Source organism: Streptomyces sp. NPDC005017 (genome assembly GCF_042873115.1).
GTDB lineage: Bacteria > Actinomycetota > Actinomycetes > Streptomycetales > Streptomycetaceae > Streptomyces.
Window position 1 is genome coordinate 128,393 of sequence record NZ_JBIALD010000016.1, and the last position, 20,712, is coordinate 149,104.

The 20,712-nt window shown below is 74.3% G+C and carries 19 protein-coding genes; 5 read left to right on the top strand and 14 right to left on the bottom strand.

The features are described from left to right. Positions 1 to 13 precede the first annotated feature (13 nt). Positions 14 to 1,618, bottom strand: a complete 1,605-nt coding sequence (locus ACFYR0_RS24205) for an FAD-binding oxidoreductase (RefSeq protein WP_389331687.1) — start codon at positions 1,616 to 1,618, stop codon at positions 14 to 16. Between the two features lie 69 nt (positions 1,619 to 1,687). Here ACFYR0_RS24205 and ACFYR0_RS24210 point away from each other — a divergent pair, with 69 nt between their 5' ends. Beyond that, positions 1,688 to 2,326, top strand: coding sequence for a TetR/AcrR family transcriptional regulator (locus tag ACFYR0_RS24210; protein ID WP_389331690.1), 639 nt, complete (start codon positions 1,688 to 1,690; stop codon positions 2,324 to 2,326). Positions 2,327 to 2,380: 54 nt separating this feature from the next. Here the strand turns inward: ACFYR0_RS24210 and ACFYR0_RS24215 are convergent, their stop codons facing one another. Both ACFYR0_RS24215 and ACFYR0_RS24220 read right to left on the bottom strand, forming a co-directional pair. Then, positions 2,381 to 3,016 carry a response regulator gene (locus ACFYR0_RS24215; protein WP_389331693.1) on the bottom strand — a complete coding sequence of 212 codons (636 nt, stop codon included), beginning with the start codon at positions 3,014 to 3,016 and terminating at the stop codon, positions 2,381 to 2,383. Further along, a complete protein-coding gene (locus tag ACFYR0_RS24220; RefSeq protein WP_389331696.1) occupies positions 3,013 to 4,233 on the bottom strand; it encodes a sensor histidine kinase in 1,221 nt (406 codons plus the stop codon). Before ACFYR0_RS24220 ends, ACFYR0_RS24215 begins: the two co-directional genes overlap by 4 nt. 173 nt (positions 4,234 to 4,406) lie before the next feature. Between ACFYR0_RS24220 and ACFYR0_RS24225 the strand changes: the two genes are divergently transcribed. Both ACFYR0_RS24225 and ACFYR0_RS24230 read left to right on the top strand, forming a co-directional pair. Next, positions 4,407 to 5,495: an ABC transporter permease gene (locus tag ACFYR0_RS24225; protein WP_389331699.1), complete on the top strand. Its 1,089-nt coding sequence runs from the start codon at positions 4,407 to 4,409 to the stop codon at positions 5,493 to 5,495. Then, positions 5,492 to 6,184 carry an ABC transporter ATP-binding protein gene (locus ACFYR0_RS24230; protein ID WP_389331702.1) on the top strand — a complete coding sequence of 231 codons (693 nt, stop codon included), beginning with the start codon at positions 5,492 to 5,494 and terminating at the stop codon, positions 6,182 to 6,184. Before ACFYR0_RS24225 ends, ACFYR0_RS24230 begins: the two co-directional genes overlap by 4 nt. An 18-nt stretch (positions 6,185 to 6,202) precedes the next feature. Here ACFYR0_RS24230 and ACFYR0_RS24235 read toward each other — a convergent pair whose 3' ends face one another. Continuing rightward, on the bottom strand, positions 6,203 to 8,026 hold the full coding sequence (locus ACFYR0_RS24235) for a SulP family inorganic anion transporter (protein ID WP_389331705.1): 1,824 nt from the start codon (positions 8,024 to 8,026) through the stop codon (positions 6,203 to 6,205). Between the two features lie 158 nt (positions 8,027 to 8,184). Continuing rightward, positions 8,185 to 9,075 (bottom strand): oxygenase MpaB family protein, encoded by an 891-nt coding sequence (locus tag ACFYR0_RS24240; RefSeq protein ID WP_389331708.1) that lies wholly within the window; start codon positions 9,073 to 9,075, stop codon positions 8,185 to 8,187. A gap of 256 nt (positions 9,076 to 9,331) precedes the next feature. Between ACFYR0_RS24240 and ACFYR0_RS24245 the strand changes: the two genes are divergently transcribed. Together ACFYR0_RS24245 and ACFYR0_RS24250 are read left to right on the top strand one after the other, a co-directional pair. Further along, on the top strand, positions 9,332 to 9,772 hold the full coding sequence (locus ACFYR0_RS24245; RefSeq protein ID WP_389331711.1) for an RrF2 family transcriptional regulator: 441 nt from the start codon (positions 9,332 to 9,334) through the stop codon (positions 9,770 to 9,772). 83 nt (positions 9,773 to 9,855) lie between these two features. Next, positions 9,856 to 11,061, top strand: a complete 1,206-nt coding sequence (locus ACFYR0_RS24250) for a globin domain-containing protein (RefSeq protein ID WP_389331714.1) — start codon at positions 9,856 to 9,858, stop codon at positions 11,059 to 11,061. A gap of 65 nt (positions 11,062 to 11,126) precedes the next feature. Here the strand turns inward: ACFYR0_RS24250 and ACFYR0_RS24255 are convergent, their stop codons facing one another. The 9 genes from ACFYR0_RS24255 to ACFYR0_RS24295 all read right to left on the bottom strand — a co-directional run bounded on the left by ACFYR0_RS24255 (position 11,127) and on the right by ACFYR0_RS24295 (position 20,709). Further along, complete coding sequence (locus tag ACFYR0_RS24255; protein WP_389331717.1) at positions 11,127 to 11,282, bottom strand: hypothetical protein; 156 nt, start codon at positions 11,280 to 11,282, stop codon at positions 11,127 to 11,129. A gap of 537 nt (positions 11,283 to 11,819) precedes the next feature. Then, positions 11,820 to 13,052 (bottom strand): PP2C family protein-serine/threonine phosphatase, encoded by a 1,233-nt coding sequence (locus tag ACFYR0_RS24260; protein ID WP_389331848.1) that lies wholly within the window; start codon positions 13,050 to 13,052, stop codon positions 11,820 to 11,822. Between the two features lie 700 nt (positions 13,053 to 13,752). Next, positions 13,753 to 14,148: a VOC family protein gene (locus tag ACFYR0_RS24265; RefSeq protein ID WP_389331720.1), complete on the bottom strand. Its 396-nt coding sequence runs from the start codon at positions 14,146 to 14,148 to the stop codon at positions 13,753 to 13,755. A gap of 142 nt (positions 14,149 to 14,290) precedes the next feature. Continuing rightward, entirely contained in the window at positions 14,291 to 14,656 is a 366-nt protein-coding gene (locus ACFYR0_RS24270) for a hypothetical protein (RefSeq protein ID WP_389331723.1), read from the bottom strand. A gap of 199 nt (positions 14,657 to 14,855) precedes the next feature. After that, positions 14,856 to 16,880 carry a DUF1996 domain-containing protein gene (locus ACFYR0_RS24275; RefSeq protein ID WP_389331851.1) on the bottom strand — a complete coding sequence of 675 codons (2,025 nt, stop codon included), beginning with the start codon at positions 16,878 to 16,880 and terminating at the stop codon, positions 14,856 to 14,858. A 232-nt stretch (positions 16,881 to 17,112) separates the two neighbouring features. After that, complete coding sequence (locus tag ACFYR0_RS24280) at positions 17,113 to 17,688, bottom strand: hypothetical protein (RefSeq protein ID WP_389331726.1); 576 nt, start codon at positions 17,686 to 17,688, stop codon at positions 17,113 to 17,115. A 26-nt stretch (positions 17,689 to 17,714) separates the two neighbouring features. Then, positions 17,715 to 18,830, bottom strand: a complete 1,116-nt coding sequence (locus tag ACFYR0_RS24285; protein WP_389331729.1) for a patatin-like phospholipase family protein — start codon at positions 18,828 to 18,830, stop codon at positions 17,715 to 17,717. Then, the gene (locus ACFYR0_RS24290; protein ID WP_389331732.1) at positions 18,827 to 19,834 is read right to left on the bottom strand and encodes a diguanylate cyclase regulator RdcB family protein; all 1,008 of its coding nucleotides are present in this window, start codon (positions 19,832 to 19,834) and stop codon (positions 18,827 to 18,829) included. The genes ACFYR0_RS24285 and ACFYR0_RS24290 overlap by 4 nt, the downstream gene beginning before the upstream one ends. Further along, a complete protein-coding gene (locus ACFYR0_RS24295; RefSeq protein ID WP_389331735.1) occupies positions 19,831 to 20,709 on the bottom strand; it encodes a hypothetical protein in 879 nt (292 codons plus the stop codon). The genes ACFYR0_RS24290 and ACFYR0_RS24295 overlap by 4 nt, the downstream gene beginning before the upstream one ends. Positions 20,710 to 20,712 lie beyond the last annotated feature (3 nt).

The following is a 20,712-nucleotide window of genomic DNA, read 5'->3' on the forward strand; positions in this document are numbered from 1 at the left end:
GCGACCGGCCCCGTCAGCCGAGCAGGACCCCGGGGTTGAGGACGCCGTGCGGGTCGAGCGCGTCCTTCGCGGCGCGCAGGGCCAGGGCGAAGGGCTCCGGGCGCTGGAGGTCGTAGCCGGGGCGGTGGTCGCGGCCGACGGCGTGGTGGTGGGTGATGGTGGCGCGGTGGCGGTGCAGCACGTCCGCCGCGACGGCCTTGATGTCGTCCCAGACCGCGGCCTCGTCACCGGGACGGCCCGCGACGGCCACGGTGAAGTAGGGGGCGGCGCCGTCCGGGTAGACGTGGGTCAGCCGGCAGTTGACGGTCGCCGTGTGCCCGGTGGCCTTGGTGGCGGCCGCGCCCACCTCGGTACGGACGGCGTCGATCAGGGCGGGGACCGTGTCCCAGCCGGCCGCGGTCTCGAAGGTGTCGACGACGGCACCCATGCGGGCGAGACCGTCGCGCAGATAGGGCATGCGCAGGAACGCCGAGCGCCAGGCGGTGACGGCGGCGTCGGCCGGGGCGTCACCGCCCGACGCCGGCGTGTCGGCCCGGCCGCCGTGCGCGAGGGCCAGGTCCAGGGCCGTCGCGAGACGGCCGTCGACGGGCGCGGTGGCCGACTCGAAGCCGAGGACCAGCACGGAGGAGCCGTCCCTGGCGGCACCGGACAGCATGGCCTCGCCGGGGTCGAGCAGACGGCAGTTGGCCGGGGCCAGATCGGACTGGGCCAGGGCGCGGACCGCCTCCAGGGCGGCCCCGAAGTCGCCGTAGGCCACGGACGCGGAGGCCTTGAACCGGGGGCGTTCCTGAAGGCGCATCCACGCCTCGGTGATCACACCCAGCGCGCCCTCGGAGCCCAGGAACAGCCGGTCGGGCGAGGGTCCGGCGCCAGAGGCGGGCAGCCGCCAGGAGGCGCCCGTCGCGGCGGGCGCGACCACCCGCAGGGACTGGACGAAGTCGTCGATGTGGGTGTGGACCGTGGCGTAGTGGCCGCCCGCCCGGGTGGCCAGCCAGCCGCCGAGCGTGGAGAACTCGAAGCTCTGCGGGAAGTGCCGCAGTGTGAGGCCGTGCGGCCGCAGCTGGGCCTCCAGCACCGGGCCGAGGGCACCGGCCTGGATACGGGCGGCGCGGCCGCGCGTGTCGATCTCCAGGACGCGGTCCATCGCGGTCAGGTCCAGCGAGAGCACGGCGCGGTGGGCGTCGCCGCGGTACTCCACCCCGCCGACCACGGAGGAGCCGCCGCCGAAGGGGATCACGGCGACGCCGTGCCCGCCCGCCCAGTCCAGCAGGTCGGCGACGTCCTGGTCACCGGCCGGGCGGGCGACCAGGTCGGGGATGCGGCGGGGCGTGCCGCGCAGGGCCCTGATGACGTCGCGGTACGCGCGGCCCATGGCATGGGCGGCACGCGCCGCGGGGTCGTCGGTCACCAGGTGCGCCAGGGAGGCCGGGGGTGTCGCACCGGGGCGGCCCACGGACAGGTCGGCCACCCTGGGTATGGGCAGCGGGCGGGCGAGGGTGCCCGGGAGCAGGGCGCCGAGCGCGGCGCACTCGGCGTCGTCGGGGTGGGCGTCGGCGTAGCCCCAGCCCCACCAGGAGCGGGTGCGGTTGCTGCCGGTGTCGGTCGCCGTCTTGAGCATGAGCGGTGCTCCCTGCCTGGTCACGGTAATTAACCCAGCGGTAAATTACCGTAGGGTAAATTCACTTCCATGACAACGCCTCACCCCAGGGCCGGCACCAAGGGCGTGCCGAGGGCCGACCGAGAACGGCAGATCCTCGCCGCGGCCGTCGAGGAGTTCGGCCGCCACGGCTACGAGGCAACCACCGTGGCGGCCGTCGCCGCCCGCGTGGACGTCACCAAGGCCCTGGTCCACCAGTACTTCGGCAGCAAGCAGGACCTCTACCTGGCCTGTCTGGAGCCGGTCGGCGAACGGCTGCTGGGCGCCGTACGCACCGCGATGGCCGAACCCGGCACGGCGTCGCGGCCCACACCGCTGCGGGTGCTGCACGGCCTGTTCACCGCCCTGGAGGGGCAGCGGGAGGCCTGGTTCGTCCTCTACGACCCCTCGCTGCCGCCCGGCGGCGAGGCAGCCGAGCGCGCCGCCGACTTTCGCGGCGCCATCGACGAGCTCGCCGCGATCGGCTCCGCCGAACTGCTGCACAAGGCCGGGGCCGACGACCCGCTCGACGCCGACGCGCTCGCCTACGCCTGGCGGGGCCTGGCCACGGCCCTGGTCCGCTGGTGGATCAGCCGTCCGGACGAGTCCCCCGAGGCGATGGCGCGGCGGTGTGCGCGCCTGTTCGCGGCGGGGCGGGTGATTCTCGGGGGTGAGGAGGGTGGGGCGTGAGGCCGCGCCCGCCCCTTGGCGACGAGGGACCCGTGCCCCTCCGCGAACCGCCCGTCAGCGGCGGATGAGCCCGAGGTTCGTGGCCGTGGCGACGGCTGCGGTGCGGGAGTCGACGCCGAGCTTGGTGTAGACGCGGGCGAGATGGGACTTGACCGTGCCCTCGGTCAGGTGGAGGCGCTGTCCGACGGCCTGGTTGGACAGGCCCTCGGCGACCAGGGTGAGGACCTCGGTCTCCCGGCGGGTCAGGGCGGCGCCGGGGGTGCGCAGCCGGTTCAGGAGCCGCTCGGCGACCGAGGGGGCGAGGGCGGTGCGGCCAGCCGCGGCGGTGCGTACGGCGGCGGCCAGTTCCTCGGGCGGGGCGTCCTTCAGGAGGTAGCCCGTCGCGCCGGCCTCGATGGCGGGCAGGGTGTCGGCGTCGGAGTCGTAGGTGGTGACGATCACGACCCGGGGAGCGCCCGGCCGGGCGGTGATCAGGGCGGTCGCCTCGGCGCCGTTCATGCCCCCGCCGAACCGCAGGTCCATCAGCACCACGTCGATGTCCCCCTCGGCGGCGCGGGCCACGGCGTCCTCGGCGGTGGCGGCCTCGGCCACGACGACGATGCCGGGCTCGGTCTCCAGCACGGCACGCAGCCCGGCGCGGACCACCGGGTGGTCGTCGGCCAGCAGGAGGCCGATGGAGGTGGCGGTCATGCGCGGGCCTCGTGTTCGCTCGCCCGGGGCGCGGTCAGCGGCAGCCGGGCGGACAGGGTGGTGCCCCGCCCGGGGGCCGAGGCGACGGTCAGGGTGCCGCCGAGCGCGTGCATACGGGCGCGCATGGCGGTGAGACCGAAGCCGCCGCTCTCGGCGTCGGGGCCGGACAGCGCGTCGGGGTCGAAGCCCGCGCCGTCGTCGACGACGCCCAGGGTGACCTGGTCGCCGACGTAGCGCAGGGTGATCTCGCTGGAGTCGGCGTCGGCGTGGCGGACGGTGTTGGCCAGGGCTGACTGGGCGACGCGCAGCAGGGCCACCTCGTGCGCGGTCGGCAGGGCGGCGGGGTCGCCGGTGAGTTCGAAGCGGGCGGCGAGCCGGTGCCGGTCGCTGGTGGTCGCGCACAGGCGTTCCAGCGCGTCGGCGAGGGTGCCGCCGTCCAGGGCGGGCGGGGTGAGGGCGGCGACGAAGCGGCGAGCCTCGGCGAGGTTGTCCACGGCGGCCTGCCGCGCGGCCGTCACATGGCGGGCGGCGGTGCCGGGCCTGGCGGGCAGGGCGCGCTCGGCGGCGCGCAGCAGGAGCTGGATGCTGGACAGGCCCTGGGCGAGGGTGTCGTGGATCTCGCCGGCCAGCCGCTCGCGCTCGGCCAGGACACCCGCGGTGTGCTCGGCGCGGGCCAGTTCGGCGCGGGTGGCGGTGAGCTCCTCGATGAGCCGCCTGCGGCGTTCGCTCTCCCGGTACAGGGCCTCGTACCCCCACGTCACGGCCACCGCGACGGCGGCGCCGAGCGCGGGCCCGATGGCCATGGCCGGGCCGAAGGAACCCTGGTGGACGGCGTACGCGGTGATCGCCGCGAGGGCGGTCGCGGCCACGGCGGGCAGCGCGGCGCGCGGGCGCAGGAGGTGGAGCTGGAGGAAGTACAGCGGGAAGGCCACCCACACCGCGTCGGCGGTGAGCCCGAGCAGGACCAGCCAGGGCGCGACCACGGCGGCGAGCCACCACAGGGCGGCACGCGGGGAGCGGTGGAGGCGGGGCAGCAGCGGTCCGGCCGCGTAGGCCAGGGCGCAGGCCGCCGCGACGGCGACGACGGCCGCGGCGTACGGCCGCCCGTCGGCGACGGCCCGGCCGCCCGCCAGGGCGAGCAGCCCGGCGGTCAGCAGGTGCAGGCACCAGGCCAGGGCACGGGCGGTCGGGGTCAGGACGGGGGTGGATGCGTTCACAGTCCTTCCACTGTAAGGAAGCCGGGCGCCGGGCCGCCTCCATCGAAAGTTGGAACCCGGGTGCGGCCTTGTGATGCGAGGAGTCCCCTCCCCCGCCAGATGCGCGCACGGAGCCGCGGCGGGGACGGTGGAGTCGTCATGCCGCCGCCACCGGAGAGGACGAGGCCGAGGCCGTGTTCGTCGCCTGGAGAGATCTGAGGTTCGCCAAGGGGCGTTTCGCCCTGATGGGAGCCGTCATCGTGCTGATCGCCCTGCTGGTCGGGCTGTTGTCGGGACTGACCGCCGGGCTGGGCCGGCAGAACGTCTCCGCGATCACCGGCCTGCCCGCCGACCGGATAGCGTTCGGCGCACCCGGAGAGGGCCGGGACCCGTCCTACTCCGACTCCACCGTCACCGAGGAGCAGTGGCGGCGCTGGGCGGCCGCGCCGGGGGTCCGCGCGGCCGAACCGCTGGGCATCGGCACGACGCGTGCGAGCGCGGACGGGCGCCGCGCCGCGGTGTCCGTCCTCGGCGTCCGGCCGGGCTCCCCGCTCGCTCCGGACAGCGCGACGCTGAAGGGGCCTGCCGCCGTGCTGTCGGCCACGGCCGCCGACCACCTCGGCCTGCGGCCCGGTGACACCTTCGACCTGGCCGGGCAGCGGTTGACCGTGACGGCCGTGCGCGGCGACGCCTCCTTCAGTCACACCCCGGTCGTCTGGACGAGTCTCGCCGTCTGGCAGCGGACGGCACCCGCGGCCGGGGCCCGCTCCGGCACGGTCGCGACCGTGATCGCCCTGCGCACCGGCGCGGACACCGACCTCACCGCCGTCGACCGGGCGGCCGGCACTCGGACGGTCTCCAGGGACGACTCCCTGACCGCGATCGGGTCGTACGCCTCCGAGAACGGCTCGCTCCAGCTGATGCGCGGCTTCCTGTTCGCGATCTCGGCGCTGGTCGTCGGGGCCTTCTTCACCGTCTGGACCCTGCAGCGCGGCGCCGACACCGCCGTGCTCAAGGCACTCGGCGCGAGCACCTCCCACCTGCTGAAGGACGCCCTGGGGCAGGCGCTGGTCCTGCTCACCGGCGGTACCGCGGCGGGCACCGCGCTCGCCGCCGCGATCGGTGCCGCGCTGTCCGGGTCCTCGGTGCCGTTCGTACTCACGCCCTCGGCCCTGCTCGTTCCGGCCGCCGTGATGATCCTGCTCGGGGCACTCGGGGCCGCCCTGTCCGTCCGCCGTGTCACGTCCGTGGACCCGCTGACCGCGCTGGGGAGCGCCCGATGAGCCTGAAGCTGACCGACGTCGTCCTCACCTACCCCGACGGCGACGGCCGGATCACCGCCCTCGACCAGGTCTGTCTGGACGTCCCCGCGGGCACCCTGACCGTCGTCGCCGGCCCGTCCGGCTCCGGCAAGTCCAGTCTGCTGGCGGTCGCCGCCACCCTCGTCACCCCCGACGCCGGGAGGGTCACCGTCGACGGCACGGACACGACGGGCCTGACCCGCGCCGAGCTCACCGAGCTGCGCCGACACCGGATCGGCATCGTCTTCCAGCAGCCGAACCTGCTGACCTCCCTCACCGCCGTCGAGCAGCTCCAGGTGATGGCGCACATCGACGGCCGCTCCGCCTCCCGGGCGCGCGGCCGGGCCAGGGACCTCCTCGACGCGGTGGGGCTCGCCGGCCAGGCGCACCGCCGCCCCCACCAGCTCTCCGGCGGGCAGCGCCAGCGCGTCAACATCGCGCGGGCCCTGATGAACGACCCCGCCGTGCTCCTGGTCGACGAGCCCACCAGCGCCCTCGACCACGAACGCGGCGCCGCCGTCGTCGGGCTCATCGGCCGCCTCACCCGCGAGCGGGGCACCGCCACCGTCCTGGTCACGCACGACCCCGCCCATCTCGGCGCGGCCGACCGGATCGCCGAGGTGCGCGACGGCCGGGTCACCGACGCCGGGGTGTCGGGGCCGGCCGGCTGACGCGGGGGCCCGCCCCGCTCACCGCCCGTCCCCGGCCGGTGGCGCCTGCCCGGGACCGGCCTGCGTCCACTCGGCCCCGGTGCGCCGGCGGAACTCGGCCACGGCGCTCTCCACCGTCGGGAAGAAGTGCCGCGGGTCGATGGTGCGGGTGAGCTCGTACGCCTCGATCTTGCGCCGGACGGGGTCCTTCAGCTCGGCGAAGACCAGATGGACGTGGTCGGCGTTGAGGGCCTCGTCGAGTTCCTCCAGCACGTCGGCGGCGGTGGTGTCCACGTCCGTCATCGGCTCGGCCGCGACGACGATCCACTCGGGCCGGGGCTCGGTACGGGCGAGCCGCCGCACCTCGTCGCGGAAGGTCTTGGCGTTGGCGAAGAACAGCGGACCGTCGAAGCGGTAGATCACCAGCCCGGGCAGCCGCTCGGCCCGCGGATAGGACCGTACGTCGTGAAAGCCCTCCAGGTCCGGCACCCGCCCGAGGACGGCCGCGTACGGCCACCAGGCGCGGCGGAAGACGTTGAGCACGGACAGGCCGACGGCGATGGCGATGCCCGGCAGCACGCCCAGCAGGGCCACACCGAGGAAGGCGGTGACCGACAGCAGGCACTCCGTGCGGCGCTGGCGCCACAGCCGTACGCTGCCCGCCACGTCGGCGAGCGAGAGCGAGGCGGTGATCACGACGGCGGCCAGGGCGGGCTGGGGCAGATTGCGGAACATGCCCGGCACGAGCAGCAGCATGAGGACGATCAGCGCGGCGCCGACGACTCCGGTGAGCTGGCTCCTGGCGCCCGCGCGTTCCGCCACCGCCGTGCGGGAGCCGCTGGTGCTGACGGGGAAGCCCTGGAAGAGGCCCGCGGCCAGGTTGGCGACGCCCACGCCCATCATCTCCTGGTTGCCGCGGACCTCCTGGCCGGTGCGGGCTGCGAAGGCGGACGCGTTGGAGATCGTGTCGGCCAGGGAGACCAGGGCGATGCCGAGCGCCCCGCCGATGAGCGGGGCGAGATCGGAGGCACGGACCTCGGGCAGGGTGAACGGCGGGAAGCCCTCGGGCAGTTCGCCGACCAGGCTGACGCCGTGCTCACCGAGGTCGAAGACCGTGACGGCGGCGATGGCCAGGACCACCATGACGAGCACGGCGGGCACCTTGGGCACGACCCGCTGGAGCAGCAGGACCAGCACGATCCCGGTGATGCCCACGGCGGCCGCGGCCGGCACCACCGCCCCGTCGGCGATCTCCTGCACCAGCCCGACGCACTCCCCCACGAGATTGTCGGCGTCGACCTTGAAGCCGAGCAGCTTGGGCAGCTGGCCGATCAGGATGGTGAGGGCCAGGCCGTTCATGTAGCCGATCATCGTCGGCTTGGAGATCAGGTCGGCGATGAAGCCGAGCTTCGCCACCGAGGCCAGGATCATGATCCCCGCGACCATGATCGAGAGCATGGAGGCCAGGGCGACCGCCCGGCCGGGGTCGCCGTCGGCGGCCACCAGGGGCAGCACGGTCGCGGCGATCATCGGCCCGAGCGAGGAGTCCGGGCCGAGGACGAGGATGCGGGACGGCCCGCACACCGCGTACCCGAGCAGACAGAGGATGGTGGTGTACAGGCCGGTGATGGGCGGCAGTCCGGCCAGTTCGGCGTAGGCCATGCCCTGCGGGACGAGCAGGGTGGTGAGGACGACGCCCGCGACCACGTCCTTGGTGAGCCATTCCCGCCGGTAGGTCCTGGCGGCCCGGACTCCGGGGACGGCGTTCAGCCGGGTCAGGGCCGTGCCGCGGAGCGGGCGTTGCCCGCGCCCCTCGTCCGGCGGACCAGGATCGGAGGGTGGACCGGTCCTGTCGTCCGCCATCGCTGTCCATCCCTCCGGCTCGGGCCGACAGCCCACCCGAGGGGGGCCTCCCCGGCCGGGAGCGGCTCAGGGGACGTCCGAGGGTACGCCGACACGGTCATTCTGGGACCTCGGTCGCAAGATCGCCCGCCGGACGGGCGCACTCGTCCGGCGCGGTGTCACGGCCGGACGCCGCCCGCCTGGACGCGGGCGCGGGAGGGTGCCATCGCCCAGCGGATCCCGGCGGTCACGGCCGTGCCGAGCGGCCGCACGCACAGGTCCTCGGCGACGGTGACCCGGGGCAGCCGCAGCTCGCGCGAGGCCCATTCGGGCAGCAGGGAGACGGCGTTGGCGGCGACCACGGCGTACGGCAGCCGGGCGAGCAGCGGCACGGGCGGCCGCAGCAGCAGGAAGCGGGCGGTGTCGCGGGCCTCGGGTGTGGCCCGCAGCTCGTCCCGGTACTCGGCCAGCCGCCGGTCGAGTCCGGCGCGGTCGGCCGGCGGGTCGGGGACGCCGAGGGCGGTGGCGATGCGGGCCATGTCGGCGACGTAGCCGTCGCAGCCCGCGGCGTCCAGCGGATGGGCGCCGTAGCGCTGGTGGGCGCGCAGGAAGCAGTCGACCTCCGCGATGTGCACCCAGCACAGCAGGTGCGGGTCGGCCGCCGCGTAGGAGCGGCCGTCGGCCGCCGTGCCGCGCACGGTGTCGTGCACGGCACGCACCCGGTCGCAGGCCTCCTGGGCGCTGTCGGCGGGGCCGTAGGTGGTGACGGCGAGGAAGGTGCTGGTCCGTTGCAGCCGCCCCCAGGGGTCGCCGCGGAAACCGGAGTGTCCCGCCACGGCGGCCATGGCCAGCGGGTGCAGCGACTGCAGGAGCAGGGCGGCCAGTCCGCCGGTGAACATCGAGGCGTCCCCGTGCACCCGGCGCACCGGCCGGTCGGGGCCGAACCAGCGGGGTCCCGGCGAGCCGTGGATGCGGGCGCGGTTCGCCGGGCCCTCGGGTCCGGCCACCCGGGAGAAGATCGCCTCGCCGACCCGGTCGCGCACGGGGCCGAGCTCCGGCAGCAGTCGCATGGGTGGTGCCTCCCTGTCGTGAGGGCGCCGGGGCGGCGTCCTGCCCTACACGTACCCGGCGCGCGGGGTGCGTGCCCGTCCGGGACGTGACCGGTCGGGTCAGGGGGTGCCGGGGCCCCGGTGACGCGCTGTCGGGTCCGGCTCGTGTCCAGGGCCGTTCGGCCCCATGTCGGCCGCGGGGCCTGTGAGGTTCTCCACCACCGTTTCGCCCCTTTCAAATGCGAATCGCAGATGAGCATTTGGTAGCGTCACAGACATGCGGTTGACGAAGTTCTCCGACCTGGCGCTGCGGGCCGTGATGCGGCTCGCGGTCTGCGAGGAGGGCGACTCCCCCACCACCCGGGAGGTGGCCGAGGCCGTCGCCGTGCCGTACGCCCACATGGCGAAGGTGGTCAGCCGGCTGCGGCAGCTCGGGGTGGTCGAGGCACGTCGTGGACGGGGCGGCGGACTGGACCTCACCCCGTTCGGGCGGCGGGCGTCGATCGGCTGGCTGGTGAGGGAGTTGGAGGGTGAGGGGGATGTGGTGGCCTGCGAGGGAGATCCGCCCTGTCCGCTGCGGGGCGCCTGCCGGCTGCGGGGTGCGCTGCGCACCGCCCAGCAGGCCTTCTACGCCACCCTCGACCCCCTGACCGTCGGCGATCTCGTGGGTCCGCCGACCGGGCCGGTCCTCATCGGCCTGAGCAGCCGTCCCGACTGAACCGTCCGTTCACAGCAGCACGCCGTACCGCGATGACGCGCGCCCGAAAATACGAAGATCAAATACCAATTAAGGGAGTCTCCATGCTGTCCGAGCAGTCCGCGCCGGTCGTCCGCGCCACCCTCCCCGTCGTCGGGGCCGCCATCGGCGAGATCACCGGCCGCTTCTACTCGCGGCTGTTCGCGGCCCACCCCGAGCTGCTGCGCGACGTGTTCAACCGCGGCAACCAGGCCAACGGCGAGCAGCGGCAGGCCCTGGCGGGCTCCATCGCCGCGTTCGCGACCGCGCTGCTGGAGCACCCGGAGACCCGGCCCGACGCGATGCTGTCCCGCATCGCCCACAAGCACGCCGCCCTCGGCGTCACCTCCGAGCAGTACAAGATCGTGCACGAGCACCTGTTCGCGGCGATCGTCGAGGTCCTCGGCGAGGCCGTCACCCCCGAGGTCGCCGCCGCCTGGGACGAGGTCTACTGGCTGATGGCGAACGCCCTGATCGCCATCGAGGCCGGCCTGTACCGGGACGCGGGCGTACCCGAGGGCGCGAGCTGGCGGCCCATGGTGGTCGCGGAGCGCCACGAGGAGACGCCCGACGCCGTCTCGCTGGTCCTGCGCCGCCCCGACGGCACCCCCGCCGGCGCCTTCAAGCCCGGCCAGTACGTCAGCGTGCAGGTCGAACTCCCGGACGGCGCGCGGCAGATCCGCCAGTACAGCCTCTCCGCCGCGCCCGGCGGCTCGGACTGGCGCATCACGGTCAAGCGCGTCCGCGGCGGCGAGGGGCCGGAGGGCGAGGTCTCGGCCTGGCTGCACGCCCACGCCCTGCCCGGTGACGAGCTCAGCGTCTCCGCCCCCTTCGGCGACCTGGTGCTGCCGACGGGCGACACCCCGCTGCTGCTGGCCTCGGCCGGGATCGGCACCACGCCGATGCTCTCCATGCTCGACCACCTCGCCGCCACCGGCGCCACCCGCCCGGTCACCGTGGTGCACGCCGACCGCACGCCCGCCGACCATGCCCACCGCGCCCAGCAGCACACGCTCGCGAAGGCGCTGCCGGGTGCCGCGCTGCACCTGTGGTACGAGAGCGAGGGCGAGGGCGAACTGCCCGAGGGGGCCCGGCTCGGACAGGCCGACCTGGACGAGGTGCCGCTGCCCGAGGGCGTGGTCGCCTACCTGTGCGGGCCGCTGCCCTTCATGCGCGCCGTACGCGGCGAGCTGCTGCGCCGGGGTGTGCCGGCCGCCGACATCCACTACGAGGTCTTCGGCCCCGACCTGTGGCTCGGCGAGGCCGCCTGACCACCCCGGCCGTTCCGAGGGGCGCGAGCACGCGATGTGCTCGCGCCCCTCGGGCGTGTCCGCGATCAGCCGTCCGGCGTCGCGCAGTCGGAGGTGGCGGGAACTCCCTCGAGCCGGTCGGTGCGCCAGTCGACGGCGTCGCCCTGGTCGGTGATCAGCGGCAGGAAGTGGTTGATCAGCTTCTCGCCCAGATCGGGGATCCCGACCGGCGCGAAGGTCACGGGAGCCCGCCGGGCGCACCAGTCCGCCGCGGGCCGGCGGCCTGGGCGTGGATGCGCCGGCCTGCCGCACGCCCCGGGCTCCGCTTCGTCAGCGCCCGGCTCCGGCTCCGACGCCGGGGCGGGGCCGGGGCCCGGCCTGCCGAGTGGCTGGTCGCGCAGTTCCCCGCGCCCCCGAAGGCGTGCGTATTGCGACCGGCTGGCGCCTGCGGGCCGTGGGCGGTTGCTCGCGCAGTTCCCCGCACCCCCGAAAGCACGCGCTGCGACGGGCTGGCGCCTGTGGGCCGTGGGTGGCTGGTCGCGCAGTTCCCCGCGCCCCCCGAAGGCGTGCGTATTGCGACGGGCTGGCGCCTGCGGGCCGTGGGCGGCTGGTCGCGCAGTTCCCCGCGCCCCTAAAAGATCGTGCAGTGCCCCGCGCCTCCAAAGCAGGGCGTGCCTCCCTCAGGAGGTCGGCAGGGCACTCCCCCTCAAGGGGAGCGGGCGGCTTCGCCGCGCGGGCGCGAGCAGCCACCGACCGCCTGGCGCGTTCTCGCGCCGTCCTCACAGGCGGATCACCACCAGGGCCGTGTCGTCGGTGCTGCCCTCGGCGGGGAGCAGGTCCGCGAGGAGCGCGTCGGCCAGGGCCTCGCAGTCGTCGCTCCGCCGCCGGACCAGGGTCTTGGTCAGCCGGGTGAGCCCGTCGTCGATGTCCTCGCCCCGGCGCTCGATCAGCCCGTCGGTGTACAGCAGCAGGAGCGCGCCCGGGCTGAAGGGCACCCGCGCCTGGGGCCGGGCCAGCGGTTCCGGGCGGGCTCCGAGGGGCGGGTCCGTCGCGTCGTCGAGGAGGATCACCGTGCCGTCGGCGTCGAGCAGCACCGGCGGCGGGTGCCCGGCACTGCTGTGGACGAGGCTGTGGTCCTCCCAGTCGATGAACACCGTCGCCACCGTCGTCGACAGGGCCCCGTCGACGGAACGCGCGTACACCTCCACCGCGTCCAGCGCCTGCGCCGGGCCGCCGGCGATCCGGGTGGCCGCGCTCAGCGCGCTGCGCAGCTGGCCCATCGCGCAGGCCGCCGCGAGTCCGTGCCCGACCACGTCCCCGACGGCCACGGCCATCCGGTCGCCGGGCAGATCGACCAGGTCGTACCAGTCGCCGCACACATTGAGGTCACGGACGGCGGGCCGGTAGCGCACGGCGGCACGGTGGTGCCCCGCGGGCCCGGGCGGGGGCATCATCGCCTCCTGGAGCCGCAGGGCGACCTCGCGCTCGCGGTCGTGCGCCCGGCGCAGCCGCTCGTTGACCTCCTGCAGCTCACGGGCCCGGGTGTACAGCTCGGCCTCCAGGACCCTGGCCCGTCCGTTGTCGCCCGTACCGCCGCGGGCCCGGATCAGCTCGGTGACGTCCTCCACCCGGTGCGCGATGAGCGAAACCTGTCCGTCGGGCCCGAGCACCGGCGCGTTGACGGGGCTCCAGTAGCGCTCCCGCCAGCGTCCGGCCAGCACCGGATCGGCGATGTCGTAGCGCTGGAGCGCCATCGTGTCGCGCTCCCCCGTCGCCACCACCCGGTTCATCGACGCCTCGACGTCCCGCATGCCGCCGGCCGCGGCGGGGTCCTCGGTGTTCTCGGGGAAGACGTCGAAGATGTACCGGCCGATGAGCTGTTCCCGGGTGCGGTCGGACTGCCGGACGAAGTCCTCGTTGACGTCGGCGTACACCAGGTCGGGGGTGAGCAGGGCGACCATGCCGGGGAGGGCGCGGAAGACCGCCTCGTAGTCGATCTCCGGATTGTGCATACCGCCCACCTCGGCCCCGCAGTCGCTGTGCGTGTCCACGATAAGGAGGAACGCGCCGTTCGGAGCGGGTTCCGTCCTCTTCGCGAAGAACCGGTGGCTCGTCCCTCGCCTCCGTTCTCCGCCTCGGGCTCAACGGCCGAATCCTTGCGGCGGTCACGAGGCGGGGCGTGAGGTGCCGGTCACGGTGGTGCGGGGCGCGCCGCGCCGGGGGGCCGGAGCGGGGTTCGCGAGGCGGTTCGGGAGCGGTCCGGAACGGGGTTCGGGAGGCGGTTCGGGAGCGGTCCGGAACGGGGTTCGGGAGCGGTCCGGAACGGGGTTCGGGAGAGGCCCGGCGACGCTCTGACCGGCGGTGACGTCCAGGGTGAGGCCGCCGTCGCCGGGGAGCGGTCCCGTGGGCGCCGGGGAGCGGTCCCGTGGGCGCCGGGAGCGGTCTCGCGGGCGCCGGGAGCGGTCTCGCGGGTGCCGGGAGCGGTCTCGCGGGTGCCGGGGGGCGGTCCCGTCGGCGAGTTCGCCGTGGCCGGCGAGGGGTCGGGCGGCACCCCGGAGGCGGCCCGGTGGGTCCGCCCGCGCCGAAGGACGCGCGCGAGCGGGTGGTGCGCGCGGCTCCGGGGCACGGGCGTCGCGTACGCCGGAGCCGCTCCTCCGTGGGCCGGGCGTCGGCCCGGCCCCGCCAGGCGGCTCGACCTCCCGGCAGCGGGGGTCAGTTCTCCTGGATCAGGGAGAGAACGTTCCCGGCGGGGTCCGTGAACCAGGCGATGGCGGCCGGGCCGTCGCCCCCGGCACCGCGGACGACACCCCTGGCGTCGTGTTCGAAACCTTCGTAGCGCTCGAGGGCGACGCCGCGTTCCTCCAGTCGGCCCACGGCCTCGTCGATGTCGTCGACGGGGAAGTTGAGGATCGTGAAGGTCGCCGGGGCGTGGTTCAGCTTCGGGTAGACGAAGACCCGCGCGCCGCTGCCGAGCTTGAGGGTCAGCATCCGCATCTCGCCCTGCCCGGACTCCTCGACGTCGAGGCCGAGCGTCTCGCCGTAGAAGCCGCGGGCCCGGTCGAGGTCGTCGACCGAGAAGCCGCTGAACGCCTGTGTCTGTCCGAGCATGCCGGGTGTCTCCTTCGCGGGTGACGCGTCCTGGGCCCTCAGGGCACACCAGCCGCCCCGCACCTGGTCGCACGCCACGCGTACGGCGTCCGGATGGTCGTGTGCCCTTCACTCTCCCGGAGAGACTCTCCCGAAGAGCGGGTCAGCGCCGTCGCGCGCCGGTGGTCACGGCCGCGTCCGCCGTCTCGCAGCGGGCGGCCTCGTCCGCACCGGCGGCCGTCCGCGCCACGGCCCGGTGGGCGCGGGCCTCGGCGACGACGCCGGCACGGCACGCAGGGGTCGCCGCGGAGGCCGCGGCCGAGTCGATGACGGCCATCACGACGGCGGCGGCCACACACAGGAGGCCGACGGCGGTCAGCCAGACCCGGACGGCCGTGTCGGCCCGTCGCCCCGGTGTGCCGGACGGACAGCAGTCGCAGCCTCGGTTGTCCCCGGCGGCCTCGTCGATCCAGTAGGCGCCCAGCAGCCGGCCCCGCAGCAGCGCACCGGACGAACCCAAGTCGTTCATGCGCCGCTCAACGAGCAGGACCCCCGCGAGGTTCTCACATCAGCGGATCTGTCACACAAAGAGGGAACGATTCTGCAATGGGGTGTACGCGGAGTCCCCACGCGATAGGGGCCGCCGGACACGGATGTGCCCCGGTGTCCCGCACTGCGGGGGCACCGGGGCACATCGCGTTCTGCCTGCTGCCGGGAGGCCGGACGCGTCAGCGGCGCATCGAGGCGCGCCTGGTGCGCAGCAGGAGAACACCTCCGCCGATCAGCAGGGCCGAACCGGCCGCGGCGGGCCACAGGTTGGCGCCAGTGTCGGCGAGCGGACCGCGGTCGCCCTGGGGAGCGGACACCTGCTGACCGTCCGCGGAGCCCTGGTCGTCGTAGCCGGGCTGGGCACCCGGTTCCGGCGATGTGGTGGCCGGGGCGGCCGCCGCGCTCGGGGTGCCCGCCGACTTGGGCTCCACGCTCGGGGCCTCGGCCTGGTCACCGCCGGGGGCGTCGGGCTGCTCGTTGCCGGGGGCCTGCGGCTGCTCGTTGCCCGGGGCTTCGGGCTGCCCGTCGCCGGGGGCCTGCGGCTGCTCCTCGGCCGGGGCCTCGGTGGGCTCGTCGCGGGGAGCCTCGGAAGGCTCCTCGGCCGGGGCCTCGGTCGGGTCGCCGCCGTCACCGGCACCGCCGCCGGGCGGTTCCTCGGTGCCGTCGCCCGGTTCGGCCGGCGGCTCAGCGCCGCCGTTGCCACCGCCGTCCGGGTCCTCCGGAGCGGCCGTCGGCTGGTCGCCGCCGCCGTTGTCGCCGCCGTCACCGCCACCGTTGCCGCCTCCGGCACCGGCGCCGCACTGGCGGCCCTCGTTGATGCAGGCGACCATCTCGCCCATCAGGCCCTCGTCGAAGACGTTGATGAAGTCACCGTGGTCGGTCTGCGGCTTGTGCAGCTGCTCGGGGAAGGAGTCCACCGCGAACAACGGCGTCGTCTGCCCGCCGTCGTTCAGGCTCGGCGCGTCGACGTCGTAGACGATGCGCTGCACCAGCTGCGGGATCGCCTGGAAGCCGGAGGGGCAGTTGCCCGAGCCGTCGGCGAAGGCCACATGGGTGCGGTGGTTGGCGCTGTCGATGTTGCGGCCGTCCCAGCAGCTCTGGAACTTGAAGGTGCGCACCACGTCGCTGCCGGACGGGCAGAGCGGGTACTTGTCCTTCAGCTGCCGGTCCTCGAAGCCGGTACAGCTCCAGGAGGCGTTGGCGTTGCCGGGGCCGTTCACGAAGGACTTGGCGTCGCCGGTGATGATGCGCAGCAGCCGCGGCATCGCGGTGACCTCGCTCACCGGGCTGCCCACGAAGTTCAGCGTGACGTCCTTCGGCGTGACGATCTCACCGGCGTTGCCCTCGATGCCGCCGCCGGGCGACTGGGCGTCCTGTTCCTGGGTGCCGTTCTGGAGCCGCAGCACCGGCCAGTAGTAGGAGGACTTGTCGCCCTGGTCCACGCAGCTGGTGCCCGCGGCCGCGAGGTCGTCGTCGCTCGCGAAGGCGTCGTTGTCCTGGTTGCCGATGTAGTCGTGGAAGTGATGGGCGCCGTTGGTGACACCGGGCGCGACGATCACGTTGTCCGAGTTGAACAGGCCCTGCGCGTTGACGCCGCAGCTGCTGGCGAACGTACCGCGCGAAGCCCCGTCCGACTGCTGCGGGTCGGCCACGTTGGGCTGGACGGTGGTGATGTCGGCGTAGTCCGCGGCGACGGGACCGTTTCCGGCCTGTCCGCCGATGCCGCCCTGGCCGCCGTCGCCCTGACCCGCGTCGCCCGCCTGGCCGTCGTTCCCGGCCTGCTCGCCGGATCCGTCCGCCGCACCGCCGTTCTGCGCGCCTTCGGCCTCGACGAGGGTGCACGGCGCCAGCGATCCGAGGTCCTCGGGCTGTTCGCCCGCGCCCTCCAGCACTCCGGCGATGCGCCCGATCGTCTCCGACCGCTGGTCCGTCAGGGGCTTGAGGATCAGGTCCTCGGGCGAGCCCTGTGCCGAACCGCCGCTCTGCTCCTGGAGTTGCCGATAGGCGTCGGCGATCTGCTGGTCCAGTGTGGCGAGTTCCTTGTCCACTCCCTCCCGTGCGGCGTCCGGCACCGAGGTGAGCCGTTCGCCCACGTCGGGGCAGTCGATCGTGGCGGCGCCCCACGCGCTCGTCGTCTCACCGGCGTCGCCGCCCGTGGCGGAGGCGTACACATTCACCGCCACCAGTCCTCCACCGCCCAGCATCAGGGCGACGGCTGCGAAAGTCGCGCGCCTGGCACCGGTCGGGCGTCTGCGTGTGTTGCGTCCCACGTTCGTACTCCTACGCGTTGGTCTACGCGGTCATGAGTTCCCCCTGGGATGCCATACGCAAGGGCACGCCGGAGTGTTCAATCGAACCGGGAATAAACTTGGAACTCTTTCGCCGCGCGGGTCACACGCGTCCGCCGCGCCCCGCCGCGCCCCGCCACAGGACGCCTCAGGGGCCACCGATCGCGCCGAGGTCGAGATTGGCGACGCTGTGCTGCCACGCGAGGGATATGACGACCAGCAGCACCCCATAGGCGGTCGCGGGGACGGCGATCCAGCCGTCGAGATACGGGGCGGCCTTGATCAGCATCAGGACGATGTACAGCACGTCGATCAGGCCCACGCCGACGTAGGCGATGAGGATCGCGGCGCGCTGCCAGCGGACGGCGGTGTGCAGGTTCAGCGCCCGCTCGCTGGCCGTGACGCCGATGGCCGTGCGGTCGAGCGTGGAGCCGGTGGCGGGCTCCACCGCGTCCAGCAGCACCTGTTCGAGGGTGAGGATGGAACGCGCCCGCACTCCGGCCAGGTTGACCAGCTGCGCCTGGAAGGCGAGCACGCACACCAGCGGGAAGGGCAGCAGGCTGATCGCCCAGCCCAGCAGGTCGAGCTTGTCGTAGAACGCGATCGTGCCGACCAGGTAGGTGACCGCGGCGCCCATCGTCGCGAGGCTGACGGTGAGGGTGCTGGAGCGGTCGGCGCGGTCGGACTGGTAGATGGCCGTGAGGACGTGCAGGCGGTCGGACAACGGGGCTCCTTGGTGGGGCGCTCGGGTCACGGCGCGGACGGAACGTCCTTGAGGCGCTGTACGGCGGCCAGCATCGTGGCCTCGGCCTCGTCGAGGGCGCCCCGGTGGGACAGCAGGTGCTCGATCTCGTCGAAGCGCACGGTCGCGTCCCGGTAGCCAAGGGCGCGCAGGGCGGCGACCCGGTCCGGGGAGAAGTCCATCAGGCCGGTCAGCGGGCCGAAGGGGCCGGGTGGGACGACCGGCACGCTGGGCCGGATGTCGACCCGCAGCAGCCCGGTCGCCGCGCCCGGCGCCACGGGGGCGTCGGGGTGCAGATGCAGGACGACGAGGATGTCGCAGTGCTCGGCCGAGGCGAAGGCGCGCACCGGGGTGCGGTCCCCGCGGCCCAGCCCTCCGTCGAGGTAGGCGCACCCGTCGATCACGCGCGTCGGGAAGATGAAGGGCAGGGCGGCGCTCGCCAGCACGGCTTCGCGGACCTGGTGGTTCGCGAGGTCGTTCAGCCGGATGATGCTGGCGCGGGACCCGCCCGCCCAGCGGACGATCTCCACCAGGTGGCGCAGCTCCACGGGGACGCTCTGGTGGTCCATCAGGGGGTAGGCGGTGACCCAGACGGGCAGCCCGGCCCGGATGCGTCCGGGGTCGACCGCCTCGTCGATCAACTCCTCGAGCAGGGCGGTGCGTTCCTTGAGCGCCAGCAGCCGCGGGAGCAGGCGCCGCAGCTGCCGTGGTGTGCCCTCCACGGCGACGCCCGCCTCGTCGAGCGGCAGCCCCAGGCTGTCGGACGGCAGGACGCCCATGCGGGTGGTGAAGCGCTCCCAGAAGGCGGCGAGCCGCTCGACGCCGTGGAAGAAGGACTCCGCGCTCGCCAGCACGGCCCCGTTGAGCGCGCCGATGCTGGTGCCCGCGATCGCGGACACCTTGGCGCCCCGCTCCGCCATGTAGTCCAGGACGCCCAGTTCGTAGGCCCCTTTGGCCCCGCCGCCCGCCAGCACCAGGCCGATGCGTACGGGCTGGTGCGGCTCGCGCGGCGGCGGTGTCCGGTCGGCGGGGCCGGGGGTCGGCGCGGGCCGGGGGGTGCGCGGGCCCTGGGCGACGGCCAGCGCCTGGCGTCCGATCCGGGCGAACTCCTTCTCCCCGGTCACGAGTTGCCCTCGGCCGCCTGGAGCCGACTGCGTCGCGTCGCCGCCTCCGCGAACTGCTCCCTGACGATCTGGCGGAGCAGTTCCTCGGCGGTCAGGCTGCCGGCGACGTAGCTGCTTCCGCTGCCGACGGCTCGTCCGAGTGCCGTCCGGGCGACGGCCGTGTGGTCCGCGTCCGGCGTCGCGGCGGCCAGTGCCGTGCCGCAGAGCGCGGTGGTCAACGGGCCGCGTCCACAGGTCGTTCCGTCCGGCAGGCCCTCGCCCAGCAGTTCCGCCACCATCAACCGGTGGTCTTCGCTGGGCAGTTCGCGGGTCGCCTCGGCCAGCATGCCCACGACGGATCGCACGCCCTGGTACCACGGCGTGGGCGGATCCTGGAACATGCGCTCGACCAGTTCGCGCTCGATGTGCCCGCCGCCCTTGGAGACGGCGAGCTCCCCGGCGGGGCCGGTGGCGACCTCGCGGGCGAGCAGCACCGCCGCGCAGAGCCAGCCGAGGCGCGATCCGGGATGCGGGTGCCGCCATCGGCGTACCGCGTTGTCGATGGCCAGGCTGCTCTCGATCTTGCGCAGCCGTTCGTCGTGCTGCCCGAAGGTGTTCCCGGCGTGCTCGGCCAACTCGGCCACGACGAAGGCGAGTTCCCTTACCCCTTTCTCCGTCCCCTTCAGGCGCGCGTCGAGCTCCTCGGTCCGGCCGCCGACCCGGCCGACCTCGTCGGCGACCTCGGCGACCGCGAGGTCGGTGACCGCGAGGCGTCCGGTGAGGCTGGACACCCAGGAGAGGGTGTCGCGCTGGGCGCCGGCCAGGGAGCCCTTCACGATGAGGTCCCTGCGGCGCCGGTGGCCGGTGACCTGGCCGAGGAGCCGGGCGAAGAAGCCCTCGCGCACGGAGGCCCGGACCAGGTCGTCGGCGGTGTGCAGGTCGTTGAGCAGTTCGAGCAGGAGCCGGTCGCCCACCAGCGGGACCCCGCCGGCGACGTCGGACGGGTTCAGTGCTCGTCTCTTCATGGCGTGACCGCCGGTGCCACGAACACGAAGGGGGTGCTGAGGGGCTGCGGCCGTTCGCCGCCGACGCGGTACGCGGGCGCGACCAGGAACTCGGGGGCCATGCCCTCGCCCGGCGAGGGGTTCCACACCTGGTACTCGTCCGCGGGCAGGACGCTCACGTCCACCGCGAAGTCCAGCTCGGCCGTGAGCGGCAGTCCGGCGACGGTGCCGCGCAGTTCGGCGGCCTTGCGGAACACCGCGCCGAACAGGCCCCGGAACTGGGCCGCCTCGGTCTCGTGCCCGAGCTCCGTCAGCCGTCCGAGGACGTCGTCGGACTGCTTGGACATGGGCTCGTCGAGCGGATGGAACAGCTGCTCCACGAGCTGGGCGACCACCTGGGCGCGGCGGCGCGTCAGGTCCGTGCCGTCCTCCCCCTTCGGACAGAGCAGGCGCCCGAGGACGAGCAGGTCCTGCCGGACCAACGTCTGGTATTTCTGGGCCAGTTCGAGGTGCCTGCGGTGCTTGTCCGAGGTGGCCCGGCCGTCGTCGATGGCGTTGCGCACTCCCTGGTCCCGCAGGGCGTCCAGCAGCCGGTCCACCTTGCGGTCCACCCCGTCGAGCTTGCGGTCCACCCCGTCGAGCCGGTCGGCCAGGGCGTCCAGGGCCTGGCGCAGGCCGTCGGCCCGGTTGCGCGTCTGGGCGACGAGGAACCGGCTCTGCTGCCTCAGGTCCTCCTGCAGCTCCGCGCGCAGCCACTGGAACCAGTCGTCCAGGTCCTTCTGGTACTTGTCCCGCTTCGCCGATGACGGCACCTTGACTCCTCGCCAGACTCCCCTGTCGTGGTACAGGCTCGTCTCGTCCTCGCTCTGGCCGCCTCTGTACGTGTCTTCGTGCATGGG

Bases quoted from the DNA above. Each gene is read 5' to 3' on its own strand.
- ACFYR0_RS24205 (WP_389331687.1), bottom strand. From the start codon at position 1,618: ATGCTCAAGACGGCGACCGACACCGGCAGCAACCGCACCCGCTCCTGG.
- ACFYR0_RS24210 (WP_389331690.1), top strand. From the start codon at position 1,688: ATGACAACGCCTCACCCCAGGGCCGGCACCAAGGGCGTGCCGAGGGCC.
- ACFYR0_RS24215 (WP_389331693.1), bottom strand. From the start codon at position 3,016: ATGACCGCCACCTCCATCGGCCTCCTGCTGGCCGACGACCACCCGGTG.
- ACFYR0_RS24230 (WP_389331702.1), top strand. From the start codon at position 5,492: ATGAGCCTGAAGCTGACCGACGTCGTCCTCACCTACCCCGACGGCGAC.
- ACFYR0_RS24235 (WP_389331705.1), bottom strand. From the start codon at position 8,026: ATGGCGGACGACAGGACCGGTCCACCCTCCGATCCTGGTCCGCCGGAC.
- ACFYR0_RS24240 (WP_389331708.1), bottom strand. From the start codon at position 9,075: ATGCGACTGCTGCCGGAGCTCGGCCCCGTGCGCGACCGGGTCGGCGAG.
- ACFYR0_RS24245 (WP_389331711.1), top strand. From the start codon at position 9,332: ATGCGGTTGACGAAGTTCTCCGACCTGGCGCTGCGGGCCGTGATGCGG.
- ACFYR0_RS24250 (WP_389331714.1), top strand. From the start codon at position 9,856: ATGCTGTCCGAGCAGTCCGCGCCGGTCGTCCGCGCCACCCTCCCCGTC.
- ACFYR0_RS24260 (WP_389331848.1), bottom strand. From the start codon at position 13,052: ATGCACAATCCGGAGATCGACTACGAGGCGGTCTTCCGCGCCCTCCCC.
- ACFYR0_RS24265 (WP_389331720.1), bottom strand. From the start codon at position 14,148: ATGCTCGGACAGACACAGGCGTTCAGCGGCTTCTCGGTCGACGACCTC.
- ACFYR0_RS24270 (WP_389331723.1), bottom strand. From the start codon at position 14,656: ATGAACGACTTGGGTTCGTCCGGTGCGCTGCTGCGGGGCCGGCTGCTG.
- ACFYR0_RS24275 (WP_389331851.1), bottom strand. From the start codon at position 16,880: ATGCTGGGCGGTGGAGGACTGGTGGCGGTGAATGTGTACGCCTCCGCC.
- ACFYR0_RS24290 (WP_389331732.1), bottom strand. From the start codon at position 19,834: ATGAAGAGACGAGCACTGAACCCGTCCGACGTCGCCGGCGGGGTCCCG.
- ACFYR0_RS24295 (WP_389331735.1), bottom strand. From the start codon at position 20,709: ATGCACGAAGACACGTACAGAGGCGGCCAGAGCGAGGACGAGACGAGC.